This window comes from Vibrio antiquarius, assembly GCF_000024825.1.
In the GTDB taxonomy this organism is placed as follows: Bacteria; Pseudomonadota; Gammaproteobacteria; order Enterobacterales; family Vibrionaceae; genus Vibrio; species Vibrio diabolicus.
Genome location: NC_013457.1, coordinates 467,602 through 482,968, shown reverse-complemented (window position 1 = coordinate 482,968; position 15,367 = coordinate 467,602). Strand labels below are relative to the sequence as shown.

Annotated in this window: 16 protein-coding genes; 13 read left to right on the top strand and 3 right to left on the bottom strand. The window is 43.2% G+C overall.

From position 1 onward, the window contains the following. The first annotated feature begins 16 nt into the window (after positions 1-16). Both VEA_RS17150 and VEA_RS17145 read left to right on the top strand, forming a co-directional pair. Positions 17-427: a hypothetical protein gene (locus VEA_RS17150; RefSeq protein WP_006741077.1), complete on the top strand. Its 411-nt coding sequence runs from the start codon at positions 17-19 to the stop codon at positions 425-427. A 223-nt stretch (positions 428-650) separates the two neighbouring features. Beyond that, entirely contained in the window at positions 651-1,754 is a 1,104-nt protein-coding gene (locus tag VEA_RS17145) for an alpha/beta hydrolase (RefSeq protein WP_006741076.1), read from the top strand. 116 nt (positions 1,755-1,870) lie between these two features. Here the strand turns inward: VEA_RS17145 and VEA_RS17140 are convergent, their stop codons facing one another. Beyond that, positions 1,871-3,007 (bottom strand): multidrug effflux MFS transporter, encoded by a 1,137-nt coding sequence (locus VEA_RS17140; protein WP_006741075.1) that lies wholly within the window; start codon positions 3,005-3,007, stop codon positions 1,871-1,873. Between the two features lie 99 nt (positions 3,008-3,106). Here VEA_RS17140 and VEA_RS17135 point away from each other — a divergent pair, with 99 nt between their 5' ends. Continuing rightward, positions 3,107-3,880 (top strand): AraC family transcriptional regulator, encoded by a 774-nt coding sequence (locus VEA_RS17135; RefSeq protein WP_006741074.1) that lies wholly within the window; start codon positions 3,107-3,109, stop codon positions 3,878-3,880. 93 nt (positions 3,881-3,973) lie between these two features. Here VEA_RS17135 and VEA_RS17130 read toward each other — a convergent pair whose 3' ends face one another. Then, the gene (locus VEA_RS17130) at positions 3,974-4,882 is read right to left on the bottom strand and encodes a LysR family transcriptional regulator (protein WP_031780274.1); all 909 of its coding nucleotides are present in this window, start codon (positions 4,880-4,882) and stop codon (positions 3,974-3,976) included. Positions 4,883-5,017: 135 nt separating this feature from the next. On the opposite strand from VEA_RS17130, the gene VEA_RS17125 reads away from it, so the two are divergent. The 9 genes from VEA_RS17125 to mnhG all read left to right on the top strand — a co-directional run bounded on the left by VEA_RS17125 (position 5,018) and on the right by mnhG (position 13,090). Continuing rightward, positions 5,018-5,737, top strand: coding sequence for an SDR family oxidoreductase (locus VEA_RS17125; RefSeq protein ID WP_006741073.1), 720 nt, complete (start codon positions 5,018-5,020; stop codon positions 5,735-5,737). Between the two features lie 396 nt (positions 5,738-6,133). Beyond that, positions 6,134-7,069, top strand: a complete 936-nt coding sequence (locus tag VEA_RS17120) for a universal stress protein (protein ID WP_006741072.1) — start codon at positions 6,134-6,136, stop codon at positions 7,067-7,069. A 110-nt stretch (positions 7,070-7,179) separates the two neighbouring features. Next, a complete protein-coding gene (locus VEA_RS23555) occupies positions 7,180-7,371 on the top strand; it encodes a hypothetical protein (RefSeq protein ID WP_005392611.1) in 192 nt (63 codons plus the stop codon). Between the two features lie 166 nt (positions 7,372-7,537). Then, positions 7,538-10,207 carry a hydrogen gas-evolving membrane-bound hydrogenase subunit E gene (gene mbhE, locus VEA_RS17115; RefSeq protein WP_006741071.1) on the top strand — a complete coding sequence of 890 codons (2,670 nt, stop codon included), beginning with the start codon at positions 7,538-7,540 and terminating at the stop codon, positions 10,205-10,207. Continuing rightward, positions 10,207-10,560 carry a Na+/H+ antiporter subunit C gene (locus VEA_RS17110; RefSeq protein WP_006741070.1) on the top strand — a complete coding sequence of 118 codons (354 nt, stop codon included), beginning with the start codon at positions 10,207-10,209 and terminating at the stop codon, positions 10,558-10,560. The genes mbhE and VEA_RS17110 overlap by 1 nt, the downstream gene beginning before the upstream one ends. Then, positions 10,557-12,053 (top strand): Na+/H+ antiporter subunit D, encoded by a 1,497-nt coding sequence (locus tag VEA_RS17105; protein ID WP_006741069.1) that lies wholly within the window; start codon positions 10,557-10,559, stop codon positions 12,051-12,053. The genes VEA_RS17110 and VEA_RS17105 overlap by 4 nt, the downstream gene beginning before the upstream one ends. Beyond that, on the top strand, positions 12,050-12,526 hold the full coding sequence (locus VEA_RS17100) for a Na+/H+ antiporter subunit E (RefSeq protein ID WP_005392607.1): 477 nt from the start codon (positions 12,050-12,052) through the stop codon (positions 12,524-12,526). The genes VEA_RS17105 and VEA_RS17100 overlap by 4 nt, the downstream gene beginning before the upstream one ends. Beyond that, complete coding sequence (locus VEA_RS17095) at positions 12,519-12,797, top strand: cation:proton antiporter (RefSeq protein WP_005392606.1); 279 nt, start codon at positions 12,519-12,521, stop codon at positions 12,795-12,797. The genes VEA_RS17100 and VEA_RS17095 overlap by 8 nt, the downstream gene beginning before the upstream one ends. Continuing rightward, positions 12,797-13,090: a monovalent cation/H(+) antiporter subunit G gene (mnhG, locus tag VEA_RS17090; protein ID WP_005392605.1), complete on the top strand. Its 294-nt coding sequence runs from the start codon at positions 12,797-12,799 to the stop codon at positions 13,088-13,090. The genes VEA_RS17095 and mnhG overlap by 1 nt, the downstream gene beginning before the upstream one ends. A gap of 19 nt (positions 13,091-13,109) precedes the next feature. Here mnhG and VEA_RS17085 read toward each other — a convergent pair whose 3' ends face one another. Then, positions 13,110-13,817 carry a GntR family transcriptional regulator gene (locus tag VEA_RS17085; RefSeq protein WP_005373312.1) on the bottom strand — a complete coding sequence of 236 codons (708 nt, stop codon included), beginning with the start codon at positions 13,815-13,817 and terminating at the stop codon, positions 13,110-13,112. A gap of 180 nt (positions 13,818-13,997) precedes the next feature. On the opposite strand from VEA_RS17085, the gene VEA_RS17080 reads away from it, so the two are divergent. Then, on the top strand, positions 13,998-15,326 hold the full coding sequence (locus tag VEA_RS17080; protein WP_006741068.1) for a 6-phospho-alpha-glucosidase: 1,329 nt from the start codon (positions 13,998-14,000) through the stop codon (positions 15,324-15,326). Positions 15,327-15,367 lie beyond the last annotated feature (41 nt).

Sequence of the window (15,367 nt, the reverse complement as noted above, 5' to 3'; positions counted from 1 at the left end):
TACAGTGGTTAGGTAAATGAATAAAATAACTAAACTCGCTTTGGCTTTGTCCGTATTGACATCTGTTGTTGGGTGTCAACTGGTGTCAAATACGCCGATGCAATCGACAGCAACGAAGGAAATAATTGAAAAAGCAAAGGCAGAGTTTGATGGACAACGTTTTTATAAGTTGAATGAATATGATGAAGAAATCAACGTTTCAGATGACGGTGTCATTACCTTCAAGTCTTACTTACCACGCAGCGGCGGCTATGAATGGGTACCAATTGTGATACGCGATACTAGTTTTCGTGTTTCTTGCGATTATTTCAGTGAATATGTTGAAGCTGGAATGGTTGTTCAGGTTCAGTTTGTGGGTAAACGCGGGCGCATTGAAAATTACGACAAGCAACGTTGTGAAGAGTTTGGCGAGCCAACATGGCAATAAGATCTATGGATAATTAAAGCGCCGACAGGCGCTTTTTATTTACGCCTTAATTAACGTTAGAAGAGGTTTAGACCAATCTTCGGAAGATTAGGCAAGCAATGCGTAGTATCTGGTTAACGAAAAAATACGAAAGTTGCAACAATGTACGTGTCAGTAAAGTAGGAGCGATAAAGCCTCCGCGTACTGTACTCATCGTGTGTTACGTTAATTAGGAGTGTCTACCATGAAAAGCCAGAACGACAATCAAGCAAGTTACCAAGATGAACCTGATGAAGGTCGTCGCAATATGATGAAAATGACGGGTGCCAGCGTGGTTGCTATGGGAGGCGGATCGCTCTCAACGAGTTCTGTTCAAGCTGAGACGCAAATAAATCTTGGTGACACCTGGGATAAAACATTTACGAAAAGTAACCAAGTTCAACATCGCAAAGTGAGTTTTAAAAACCGTTATGGCATCATGTTGGCAGCGGATCTTTATCGACCTAAAAATAAAAGTGGCAAGCTTGCGGCTATCGTCATTAGTGGTCCATTTGGCGCTGTGAAAGAGCAGTCTTCAGGGTTATATGCTCAAACATTAGCCGATCGAGGCTTCATTACTTTAGCGTTTGATCCGTCGTATACCGGAGAGAGTGGTGGTGAACCAAGAAACGTTGCATCACCTGATATCAATACAGAGGACTTTAGCGCAGCTGTGGACTTTATTGGCCTACAGAAAGACGTTGATCGTCAGAAAATTGGTGTGATAGGCATATGTGGTTGGGGCGGCATGGCGTTAAACGCAGTTGCTGCAGATAAACGCGTCAAAGCAGTCGCAACCAGTACGATGTATGATATGACCCGTGTAATGTCTAAAGGCTATAACGACAGTACGACGTTTGAGCAGCGCACGCAAACGTTAGAGCAGCTAAGCCTGCAACGATGGGAAGACGCCGAAAATGGAACACCTACTTACGGGCCAGTATCGCTTGAGTTAGTTGGAGGTGAGCCCCAATTTGTTATTGAGTATGCAGCCTATTACAAGTCTCCTGAACGTGGCTTTCATCCACGAGCGATTAACTCAAATGCTGCATGGACACTCACAACGCCGCTGTCGTTTATGAATATGCCAATTCTGACCTACATTGAAGAGATATCTCCACGCCCAGTGTTGTTCATTCATGGCGAAAAGGCGCACTCTCGCTATTTCAGTGAAACGGCGTATGAAGCGGCGGCAGAGCCTAAAGAATTGATGATCATTCCAAATGCGAATCATACGGATCTCTACGATCAATTGGATGTGATCCCATTTGATAAATTAGAGAGCTTCTTTAAGGTTAATTTAGTTTAGATCGCCCTCTAGAAGACAACTGAGGAGCGGTTACTATTGTGCTCCTCAGTTCCTATTGATTGAAAAATTCTCTAGATTCTCGGTGAACCATTACGGAGAGTATTTCATTATTATACTCACAAGTCGGTATGAACTTGTTTTGTAGAAAACGCTAATAAAATTGCTAAACAGCTACATGCTAATAGAACGACACCTAAGTTTTGTACTGTTCCAGCCATCGCTAATCCCGTCCCGATCATGATGTAGTACATGAGCCCAAATAAAGCACCTGCGCTACCTACCTGTTGTTTATAATCAACGAGTGCATCACTGAGTATATTGGGTATCGCAATCCCATACGACATGACAACTAACATCATTGGAGCAACAAACCAGATTGATTGGCTCAGAATCAACACACCGACTGATCCCAAACTAAGCAATACTGCGGAGAGCCAAAGTAGTTGGTTTTTTCGAACATTTTTAGACACTAGGGATTTGTTTAAATAACTCCCAAGCAGAGTGCCTAACCCCAGTACCATGCCACTGTATCCAAATTGTTCGGAGCTATACCCAAGTGCTGAGAAAGTAAATGCGCCAAGCTGGTAATAAGAAAATAGAGCAATGTTATACAAAGCAACCAGTAATCCTGAGCGCCAAATTCGCGCGTCTCTTACCATTTTCCAGCTAAGTTGACGCAACCGTACTGGTGTCTGTTCTTTCTGTGTTTCAGGAAGCTTAATAACGTTATAAGCGAGCAATACTAACGCGATTAAAAATAAAGCGAAAAATACATAACGATATCCACCAAGCCCTGTAAGCTGTCCGCCTAATAGCATGCCTACTACCGGGCTGATTGATATACCCATCCCCATTAAGCTGAAGACTTTACTCAGTTCTTGACCGTCAAACGCGTCACGAAGCATGGTCTGTGTGACAACGGAACCTACCGCGATACCAAATGCGCTCAGGGCTCGCGCAGCCATGACAACAGCAAAACTCTCGGTTTGAGTTGCGAGTAAAGACGCACAACTATAGATAAAGAGCCCAATAAGCATGGTAGGCCTTCTTCCCAGTTTATCTGCGAGCACTCCCCAAACTACAACGCCAATGGCAAAAGCTAGGAAGTAAATCGACAATGTTTGGGCTGCTTGTGCGTGGTTTACATCAAATGATAGAGCGATTGAGCTCAACGCTGGGCTATAGATGGTTTCTACAATTTGTGGAAACATCAACATAACCAGCATGAGCCATAAAGAGGGCTTAGTATTCATATTGTTACCCATTGTTAATGAAGTTGGCGGGCAGTATAAATGAGGCTATGATTGATCTGATAACAACATAAAAACCAAATACATCAACATTCGGACAAAATGGCACTTATTGACGAAGAAACACAATTTGACGCAGACAAAATTTCTAATTGTGTAGTGGGAATTGCTGCGGATATTGGCAAGCACGACTCAGGTATGCATCAGCACAAGAAAGGGCAATTGTTGTACGCATATCAAGGTTGTATGAGTTTTGCTCTGAAAGATTCGATTTGTATTCTGCCCCCGACAAAGGCGGTTTGGATCCCACCTAATACGCCGCATCGCGCACTAATGACGAATGTGGTGGCGTATCGATCTTTGTATTTTGATTGTGAGGAGTTTGCCTGTCCGAGTAAGATCACGATGATAGAAGTGAATAATTTACTCCAAGCTCTTATTGATAAAATGTCATTTTGGGAGTGGGATAAGCCTAGCAGCGAGATGGTAAATACGACGGCACTCTTCTGGGAGGAGTTTTATGCTGCGAAACGTTATTCGTTTCAGTTGCCTTTGCCATCGCATCGGCGCTTAACAACGTTTCGTCGAGAGTTGGTTGAACCTTCATTTCTCGCTCCTTCGCTTACTACTCTTGCAAGCAAAGTTGGGGCAAGCACCAAGACGGTAACACGATTATTTAAGTCGGAAACGGGTATGAATTATCAAGATTGGCGTCAACAGTGGAGGCTCTTAAAAGCAGTTGAATTGTTATCTACGGGAATGCAAGTCAGCGCCGTTGCTGATTGGCTGGAGTTTTCGTCAGACAGTGCTTTTATTGCATTTTTCAAAAAGCAAACTGGGCAAACACCGCTAATGTTTATGAAAACTAGACCTTAAAACATCACGATGCTTACGTATTTCTTTAGTACAAATTTGGGCTTTATAGATTCCGTATATATTGGTTCACATAGGGAAATGCTATCGAGCACGTTACTTGTGTTTACTCGGCAGCTGACGAAAATATTGAGTAGCAAAGTCAATAAAGGCTCGGATGCGTTTTGGTTGATGTCGGTCGTGATGGTAAAGGAGTGAAAACTCCACACTCGGAATGCTCCAGTCGGTAAACACTTCTTTTAGCTTGCCTGTCTGGAGTTCTTGTTGGCAATAAAGTGCTGGTACACGGATGATACCATTTCCAGCCAACGCTGCTTTTATCATTACTCTGCCACTCTTACATCGCAACTGTCCACGTATCTGGTGTTCCGTTGACTGCTTTGTATTTGTGTTCTCGAATGCCCAGCGTGTCACACTACCTGTCAAACAAATGTGTTTTTCTAAGTCTTTTGGATGCGAAGGATAGCCATGTGTTTCTAAATAACTTGGGCTTGCGTACGTCCCCATTTCCACATCAATCAGTTTGCGAGCGATAAAGTTGGAGTCGTCTAACTTTCCCATTCGAAAAGCGATGTCGAATTCATCCGCGATTAAATCGACACGATGGCTGCTAAAATCTAAGTTAATGTTCACTTGTGGGTGTTGGATTAGAAACTGAGCAACGATATCTGCGACAACGTCTTCCCCTAAATACCCCCCCACGCAGTTGATACGAATTTCGCCTCTTAATTCTTCTACATCATCAACCACTGCCATAACAGCTTGATCAATATTGTGAAGGGCGGTTTCACACTGTTTATACAGAACCTTGCCTGCTTCGGTGAGCTTCAGTGTTCGAGTGGTTCTTTGTAGCAAAGTGGCACCAATCTGTTGTTCCAGATTTGTTATTTGACGTGAAACGTGTGAGCGAGAAACGCCAAGTTGCTCTGCTGCTTTCGTGAAGTTTCCTAGTTGAGCGATTAGGACGAAAGAGCGGATATCCGCAAGGTTGATGTGTGTTTGCATGATGACTTCTGCGTAATTCAAAAAAGTATTGTTGCAGTATAACAACAGTGTTTCAACTAGGTCGGTATATATCAACAAACAAAGTTTTCTTAAACTTATCGCCACTGATGTAAACCGTTCTATTAAGGATTCAAAATGAAAAAGTTAATTGTTATTACAGGCGCTAGTTCAGGCATTGGTGAAGCGATTGCACGTCATTTCAGCGAACAGGGCCATGCTCTTCTTTTGTTAGCAAGACGTGTAGAACGTTTAGAAGCATTAAACTTGCCAAATGCGCTTTGTGAAAAGGTAGATGTGATCGATAAAGCTTCTTTTGAAGCGGCAATTGAGAAAGCTGAAGCGTTGTATGGTCCGGTAGATGCACTTGTAAATAACGCAGGCGTTATGCTTCTAGGCCAGATAGATACTCAGGACGCATCGGAGTGGAAGCGCATGTTCGATGTGAACGTACTTGGCTTGCTAAATGGCATGCAGTCCGTTTTAGCACCGATGAAAGCGCGTAACAGTGGTACGATCATTAATATCAGCTCTATTGCGGGCAAGAAAACATTTCCTGATCATGCCGCTTACTGTGGTACCAAATTTGCGGTTCATGCGATTTCTGAAAACGTACGTGAAGAAGTCGCATCATCGAATGTTCGTGTTACGACTATTGCACCTGGCGCAGTGGAAACTGAATTACTTTCACATACTACGTCTCAAGATATTAAAGATGGCTATGATGCTTGGAAAGAGGATATGGGGGGCGTGTTGGCAGCCGACGATATTGCACGAGCAGTGCTGTTTGCTTATCAGCAACCGCAAGGTGTATGTGTTCGCGAAATTGCTTTGGCACCAACAAAACAGCAACCTTAACATTAATTTACAGCGACTTCTGGATCATTAGGGCTGTGAATATTTGCACACTGATTCGTGATTGATATGGCATCTTTCAACTAAGTCGTATGAAAATTTAGGTTACCCATTTAAGTCCGTAGCCTAAGTGTGTTATTGCTTATACCCAAGTTACTCAAGGTGAGAAAAAACTTTGAGTAATTTGGGTTTTTATTTGGTCTCAATTTTTAGTATGTAGCTCTATTGGGATCAGCGGGCCACAGTCGTAAAGAAAAGGAGAAGGTGACGTAAAGCAAAATGAAGCAATATCCATAGCTTAATGAGAATTGATTTCATCAACGTCACAAGCCGTTACAATTATCCGTTAGGTATTATACTTTGTGGGTGGTTAATATTTAACCAAACAAGGAGGTGTGTATGAAACGATTCGCGAACATACTTTTTGCAACACAAGGATTGCCTGGTCATAGTGAGGCGCTCGAACAAGCGATGAGGATCGCATCCAGCAACAAAGTACCTGTTTCAGGGCTAATTGCGTGCCCCGATTTCCCCGCGGATATGCTCCAGTATCAGCAAAGTTATGAGCAATCGCTACAAGACTCCCTCAAACAAAGCATTCAGGAATACAGACAGAAGCTCGATCTTTCTGAAGATGATCTGGCATTTCCTCTTACTGTGAAAAGCAGTGAAAAACCCGCTGTCTGTATTATTCAAGAAGCATTAGCTGACAACAAAGATCTCATAATCAAAGAAGCTGAACCACTCGGTGAAGGCGCTGAAGGTTTCAAAGCTATTGATATGACACTGTTACGCAAATGTCCTTGTCCATTATGGTTACACCGACCGATTGATAAGCCGAGAGACAAACGCCGTGTGGCTGTTGCTATAGATCCGTTAACGGCGAGCGATGAACAGCACTCATTAGCGGTGCGTTTACTTGAATTATCTCGTTCAATAGCCGACACCTGTGACAGTCGTTTACATGTGATTTCTTGCTGGGAATATTACTTAGAGAATTACCTACATGACAATGCTTGGATTCAAGTCGACGATGCTGAGTTGAAACATGAACTCGACAAAGCAAAAGCCGATCATAAACAAGCTCTACAACAACTGCTGGAAGAGTCGGGGATTACGGGTGAAATTGTGATTCATCATTTACACGGAAAGCCTGATGAAAAAATCCCGGATTACGTAGAAAGCATAGAAGTGGACGTTCTAGTCATGGGTACCTTAGCGAGAACTGGGATATCTGGCTACGTCATTGGTAATACGGCTGAAAACATTTTGCAATCTATAAACTGTAGCTTGGTCGCTCTTAAGCCCGATGGTTTTGTATCGCCGATTCAGTAATTGGTGTGTAATAAACCTGGGTTTAAGTGGTTGTTTTAGGTAAAGGAGGGAGACGGAGTTCTAGAACATGGAATTATCAGTGTATCAATAAGTTATCAGAGGAGAGTGACATGAAAAACCTATGCCCGAAATGCCACACAGAAATGATAGAACGTTCGAACGTTTATGTTTGTCCGAGAAATGATATCGGTGACTGCACCTACGATGCGTTCGAGTTAACTGATGACGATAATCCATACACATTCAGTCGAGAACACGTAAGTAGTGATCTACGTTCTTACACCGTAGCGGACAGTAAGTAGCTGTTTGTATTAACGTTCCTTTAAGTAGCATTCAGTGATTGCTGTTTGCTACTTATCCCTTGGTTTTATGATCTTTTTTGAAATACTTGGGCTAAAACAATCAAGTGGAGCTTTTTATCTTTGCGCCAAATAGGGCGAACTTTCTTATAAAAATGAATGGGCTGCGATGTTGAATAGCATAACGGGTAAAGAAAACCTGCCGAAAAATCCCGATAATCAGTTGGTCTTACTGATTTTCCCTGTGCTGCCAATTTTAATCTTCTCTTTTCTTTTTTACATCTACACACCCGCAGGCGTAAGCTGGAATGCGGAATGGATACCTGGCCTCGATATTAACTTCAGCTTTAGGTTAGATGGTCTGTCATTCCTTTTTGCCGGGCTGATCAGCGGGATTGGCGCACTGATCCAAATATATGCTTTGGCTTACTTACGAGAGAGTGATAGCCGATTTTCCTTTCATTTATACCTAACCCTATTCATGCTTGCCATGCTAGGGATTGTGATGAGCGATAACATCCTATTGTTGTTCGTTTTCTGGGAACTCACCACCATCACTTCTTACTTACTGATTGGTTTTAATCACGAAAACAAAACGTCACGAAAAAATGCACTGCAGTCGTTGATCGTTACAGGTGCTGGTGGATTAGCGTTGTTAGCTGGTCTTATCTTGTTGGGAGCGATGGCAGGGAGTTATGAGTTACATACGATCATCGCTCAGGCGGACACGATTGCGCAGCACGAATGGTTTATGCCATCTCTAGTGCTCATACTACTTGGTGCATTTACTAAATCTGCGCAGTTCCCGTTTCATTTTTGGCTACCTAACGCGATGGCAGCGCCCACTCCAGTCAGTGCGTATTTACACTCGGCAACAATGGTAAAGGCGGGCATTTACTTGTTAGCGCGTTTATCGCCAGTTTATGCTCATAGCGAGGTTTGGTTTTATGCCCTAGTGATCACAGGGAGTATCACCGCCGTTTGGTGCACGTTTGTCGCATTAAAACAAACTGACTTGAAGCTGATGCTAGCCTACAGCACGAATGTTGCTTTGGGTAAATTAACATTATTACTAGGTATGGGCACAGATTTGGCCGTGAGTGCAGTATTGATGTTTATTCTCGCTCACTCTTTCTATAAAGCAGCGCTGTTTATGGTGGTGGGCAATATCGACAAAGCGACAGGAACACGAGATATTGATCAACTGTACGGCTTGAAGTCAGTGCTCGTCATCAGCATGGTTGCGGGGAGTTTGGCTGCATTGTCTAAAGCGGGATTCCCGCCGTTGTTAGGCTTTTTGAGCAAAGAATACATGTACAAATCCGCAGTAGAGCTCAATAACTGGATCGCCTTTGTACTTTTAATGGTCAATATATTGATGGTTGCGCTAACCATTATGCTTATTGCGAGACCATTCTTTGCCCGCCGTGATCTCGTGCCAATTGAAACGAAGCCGGTTGAGGCCAAAAAGGCTATGTGGGTTTCACCTTTACTCTTGGCACTTGGCAGTCTCATCGTTCCTTTAGTCGGTTTAAATTGGTTGGATCACCACATCATCTTTCCTGGCTCTGCTGACATTCTGCCTGCAGCCGATATTAAAGCGACATCATTATGGCATGGTGTGAATGTACCGCTGGTCCTAAGCGTTATCACGCTAGTATTGGGGTATGTGGTGTACCGTGTTTATCCTACTGTGTCTGCATTTTTTCAGCGGTTACATCTATTCGTCCCCAAAGCAGAGAATGTTTTTGAACGACTATTAGATGACATGATGACACTGGCGAAGTGGCAAACGGCGCTGTTGCAGCAAAAGAAGTTGAGTCGTTATGTCCTGCTATTTTTCGCGGTACTCGCCGTCGCTTTACTTGGTCAGGTAGCATTTATTCCTCTGCCTTTGTTTGAACAGCTTTCAAACGTGGCTTTCTATGAGATTGGCATTGCCTTATTGCTGATTGGTGCAGCGATCGTATGTACGTTGTCTCACTCAAGGCTTCTTGCGATTTCTGCGCTAGGTATGATTGGCTTTATGACCACGCTTGTTTTTATGATCTACAGCGCTCCGGACGTCGCGAAGACTTTACTGTTAGTGGAAACATTAATGGTGGTCTTTTTAGCATTGTTAATGCGTCATATGCCGCGTTTAACCACCGTGCCCAAGCATTCAATAAAACGCAAATTGGCGAATGTTTGTATAGCGGGCGTGATAGGTGTTTCGATTACTTTCCTCTTGTTAGGAATCACGTCCCAGCCGATGGATTCATCGGTGTCGGAATTCTTTGCGGCAAATAGTGTACCAGGCGGGCATGGGCGCAATATTGTCAACGTCATTCTCGTCGACTTTCGTGCGTTTGATACATTGGGAGAGGTTGTCGTCGTTGTCATTGCTGGGATTGCAGCAGTGAGCTTGCTTAAGACAAGAGCGAAAAAGCAAAACCGTATTCAATCATTAATTTTTGCAACCACGGCACATATCGTCGCGGCGCTCATGCTCGTGTTCTCAGTGCATCTGTTATTACGTGGTCATAACGAACCGGGTGGTGGCTTCATTGGTGCATTGATTGCCGTTATTGGCTTATCGCTTCTCATGTTCGCGGAATCACCGAAATACGTTCGTTCTAGATTGTATTTCAAGCCGTTTTTCATTGCGTTATTTGGCGTCGCATTGAGCTTGATATCAGGAGCTTTGAGCTTTGCGTTTGATAAACCGTTTTTAACCGGGTTGTGGTGGAAAGATGTGATACCGCTGGGTACGCCGTTGGTTTTTGATGTTGGTGTTTATCTTGCCGTTATAGGTGGCGTGATGGGGATGTTGCTTCGTATTAATGAGGAGCTAGAGTAATGGAAATAGTCTGGAGTGTTGTCGTTGGAATACTTGTTGCCGCAGGCGTTTACTTAATGCTAGAAAAGCATATCTTGCGTCTTTTGTTCGGTATCATGTTACTCAGTAGTGCGGTTAACCTTGCTATTTTTACCGCGGGAAGGCTGACTCCTGGAGAGCCGCCATTGATTGGCGATAATGCACTTTTGCCACCAGATGGCGCGGCAAACCCATTACCTCAAGCGCTGATTTTAACCGCGATAGTCATCGGTTTTGGGCTACTTATTTTTGCTTTAATGTTGTTCTATCGAGCTTATAAAGATTCTGGAACCGCAGACGTCGACGAAATGCAACGTTCTGAGGAGGGTCAATGAGTTCGATTTTGCTGACGTTACCTGTTGTTCTTTCATTGAGTACGGCGCTGACCATTTTCTTTGTACGTCGCTCAACAAAAAGTGTTGAGTGGTTAAGTGGCGCAAGTGCGATTTTGAACCTTGTTGTCGCAGGCCTTCTCACAGAAAACATCATAAGTAATGGTATTCAAGCCGTTGCTTTTGGCCAGTGGCAAGCACCGTTTGGTATCGTCTTTGTCGCAGATTACTTCAGCGTTGCCATGGTGATGATTACCGCAGTGATTGGTGCGATATGTGTTTTCTATGCCATGGCGGACCTTCACCGAAAACCTTCCTATAGCAATTACCATGCGTTGACGCACGTGTTGCTTGCTGGTGTTTATGGCGCGTTCCTCACCGGAGATATTTTTAATCTGTATGTTTGGTTCGAGGTCATGCTCATCGCGTCATTTGGTTTAATGGTATTAGATGCAACGAAAACTCAAATTGATGGGGCAGTGAAGTATGTGATGTTGAACCTGATTTCGACGCTAGTGTTCTTACTTGCCATCGGTTTGTTGTATGGCGCAACTGGCACCTTGAACTTGGCCGATCTCTATACCAAAGCGGGAGAGAGCGAATTGAGCATCAACATGATGTTGTCCGCCTTGTTTTTGTTTGCCTTTTCTATCAAAGCGGCACTATTTCCTTTATTTGCTTGGTTGCCAGCTTCTTATCACACCTTACCAAGTGGTGTGGTTGCGCTGTTTGCTGCGTTGCTTACTAAAGTCGGCGTATACGCGTTAATACGAGTCTTCACATTAGTATTTCCGCTCGCCGAGAGTGGTTGGCAGCCGACGTTGATTTGGATTGCTGGCCTCACTATGTTAACGGGCGTTTTGGGGGCGGCAAGTCAATTCGACATTAAGAAAATTCTTTCTTTTCACATTATTAGCCAAATAGGTTACATGATAATGGGATTAGCGATTTACACTCCTTTAGCTTTGGCTGGCGCTATTTTCTACATTGTTCATCACATCATTGTAAAAGCGAATTTGTTCTTAATCGGTGGCTTTATTGAGCGCAAATATGGCTCTAGTCAACTTGAACATTTGGGCGGGGTATATAAAGCAATGCCTTGGTTAGCGTTCTTGTTTCTTGTCCCTGCGTTTTCTCTGGCAGGATTTCCGCCGCTCTCTGGTTTCTGGGGCAAATTTTTGGTGATCAAATCGAGTTTACAGGCTGAATATTACTGGTTAGCCGGTACCGCGCTATTGGTGGGGCTGCTTACCGTCTACTCGATGACGAAAATTTGGAGTGAGGCATTCTGGAAAAAGCCGGTTAGGGAGAAAACAGAACAGACTCTGCAAGTCAAAGTACATTGGTTGTATTGCGTTCCAATTGCCGTATTGACCATGTTCACGTTGATCATAGGCTTGGTGGCGGAGCCTTTTTATCAGTTTTCTGTTCAAGCCGCTGAACAACTGTTAAATCCGAATGAATACATTCGAGCGGTATTGGGAGGAAATTTATGATCTATCTATTCCTCAATCTTTTCTTAGCATTAGCATGGATGATGTTAAACGGCAGTTATTCGAGTTTGAATTTTATTGTCGGATTTACGGTCGGTTTTTTTGCCTTACGGTTGAGCCAACCATTTGGATTAAAAACCAGCTACTTTCGACGTTTTGCGTCGGCATTAAAGTTACTGGTGTACTTCGCTTATGAAATGATCATATCGGTTGCAAGAGTCGTGTGGGATGTCGTGACGCCAACGCATTTGAGCCAGCCAGATATCGTCTATGTCCCTTTGGACGTCGATTCCGACCTTGAAATCACCTTACTTGCGAATATGGTTTCGTTAACCCCGGGCACACTCAGTTTGGACGTTACGCCTGATAAAAAGCATCTTATCGTTCATGCCATGTTTGCACCTGAGCATGAAGAAGTTATCCGTGGAATTAAAAACGGATTAGAGCATCGAATTTTGGAGGTGACGCGTGGATAGTTGGCTGCAAATAAGTGTCACTTTTGCCTATGCAGGGCTATTACTCAGTTTTGTTATGGCTTTCTTCCGTTTAATTTTAGGACCAACGCTGGCTGACCGAGTTGTGGCGTTAGATTTGATTTCATTTATCACCATCGGTTTTATTACGGTTTACACCTTAGACAGTGGTGAGGATGCCTTGTTAGATATCGCCATTACATTAGGTTTGGTCGCATTTCTTGGCACAATCGCATTTGCACGTTTGATCGTTAAAAGGAAGGAGAAAGAATAATGGATGTGTTGATTGGGCTGTTTTTATGTTTAGGGACGTTATTGATCCTAAGCGCTAGTTTAGGTGTGTTGCGGTTGCCAGATCTATATACCCGAATGCATGCCGCAACCAAAGCCGGTACCGTTGGAGTTAGTTGCTTACTACTAGCGGTTGCCTTCTCACTCCCTGAAGTTACTGTGATCTCTCGGGTTATCGGTACGATGTTGTTTATCGTTCTCACTGCGCCAGTTGCCTCCCACCTACTGGGAAGAGCAATGCGAGAGGTCGGATATAAGATTTGGCGCAATGATTAACCATTAGCGTCGAATAGTACTACGTCCTAGTTGAAATAAACTCGAAGCTGTATTGATGAAGTCGGAAGTAATTGACGGTATATTCAAATGCACGACCATCTTCTAGGTAACCAGTGGACTCAACTTTTAGAATAGGGGAAGCTTCTGATTCATTCAGGTATGAGGCCGTCTCTGCATCTAACAAATACGGTTTGACAGACTGACTGCTTTTCGCAATTTTCAATCCTTTGCTATTTTCAATGTACTCATATTTAGAACCATTCATTATGGCTATGCTCAAGTCTGGAAATAACACTGCTGGCATATGAGTGACTTCGTAAATTTCAGGCTCATCATTAATACATCTGAGTCTATGTATTTCATATGTATCATCATTGGGCGAGAGATTTAACTGCTTAGCAACCTGCTCATTCGGCTTTTTAAGTTCGAACTTTATGACTTGAGAGCTAGGAGTTTTCCCCTGTTTACTGACTTCCTCGATAAAACCCAGCAAATGTAAGGCATCATGTTGGGCTTTTAGATCGTTTACATAAGTTCCACTACCTCTTGTCCGACTAATTAAATTATTGTCGACCAGAATTTGTAAGCTTTTTCTGATGGTTACGCGGCTTACGGAAAACTCTTCTTGCAAATCACTCTCTTTTGGAAGCATCGATTTAGGTTGTAGTTCCCCATCTTTGATCTTTTTTTCTAATCGTTCCGCAATGTCTATGTATTTGGGTTTCATAATACCTCGCTAAGTCTTGGATCATGATAGCAAGAATGTGATCTGAGATGTAGTTAATACTTTTCCTTAGGATCTTTGTGTGATTTTTATCTCGTATCTTTGTGCTTACACTTTAAAAGTATTATAAAAGTATTAATACTTATTTTATACATTTTCAGGGTAAACATTTGAGGTAGCGAAATGAAACGTCAAAAATTAACGATTGTTGGTGCTGGCAGTACATACACACTTGGTATGATGAACAGCCTTATTGCCGAAAAAGATAACTTTCCACTCGCAAAAGTCGTGTTTTACGACATAGATGAAAAACGCCAAGAGTCGAATGCATTAGCTACTGAAATTCTATTGCGAGAACACTATCCAGAAGTTGAAGAGTTTGTTTATACAACGGATAAATCTGTCGCATTCGCAGATTCGGACTTTTTCTTTATCCAGATCCGCACTGGTGGGTTGGCCATGCGCGAGCGCGATGAACAAATCCCGCTATCCAACTCTTGTGTTGGGCAAGAGACATGTGGCGCGGGAGGAATGGCATATGGACTTCGCTCTATCGGCGACATGATCCAGCTAGTGAACGAGATCCGACAAACGTGTCCAGATGCGTGGATTCTTAATTACACCAACCCGGCGGCAATTGTCGCTGAAGCTTTAAATCGTGAATTTCCGCATGATAAGCGAATTCTAAATATCTGTGATATGCCAGCAGCGATTATGGTCAGCTATGCGCAATTGTTAGGGTGTGAAATTTGGGACTTTGTTCCTGAATACTTTGGGCTTAATCACTATGGCTGGTTTACCAAAATTCGTAACAAACAGGGTTATGACTTAACGGATAAAATTAAAAATATCATCTTAAAAGAAGGGATCAGTGCGGTTGATGCGGAAATAGCGGATGACCCATCGTGGCAAGCCACATTCAAAAACATGAGAACGATGCTTGCTGATAATCCAGAGTTTTTGCCGAATACGTATCTTCAATACTATTTGTACCCTGAAAAAATGGTGGCGAAAGAGGATATCAACAATACTCGCGCAAGGCAGGTAATTAACGGCCGTGAGAAGCGAGTGTTCGAATTGAACGCAAGAATAATTGAAGCGGGCACCACGAAGCACGAAACACTGCATGCCGATATCCATGGTCGATACATGGTGAGAGTCGCGGCTTCGCTAGCCTACAACTTGAGCGATGTATATCTCGTCATCGTACCGAATAATGGTGCTATTACAAACTTACAAAATGACGCTATGGTAGAAGTTCCTGCAGCGCTAACTAGTGATGGACCGAAAGCTTTTACTGTAGGAAAAATCCCAACTTTCCAAAAAGCCATGATTGAGAGCCAACTTGGTTACGAGAAATTAGTCGTGGATGCTTGGTACGAAGGAAGTCAGCAAAAGCTGATTAATGCACTCACACTTAACCGTACCGTGGTTAATGTGCCAAAAGCTAAAGAAATAACAAAACAATTACTAGAAGAAAATAAAGCCTACCTTCCTCAATTTTTTCAATAACAACTGGACGTTCGGGGCCTACTTGTAGGCTCCGTGAATGA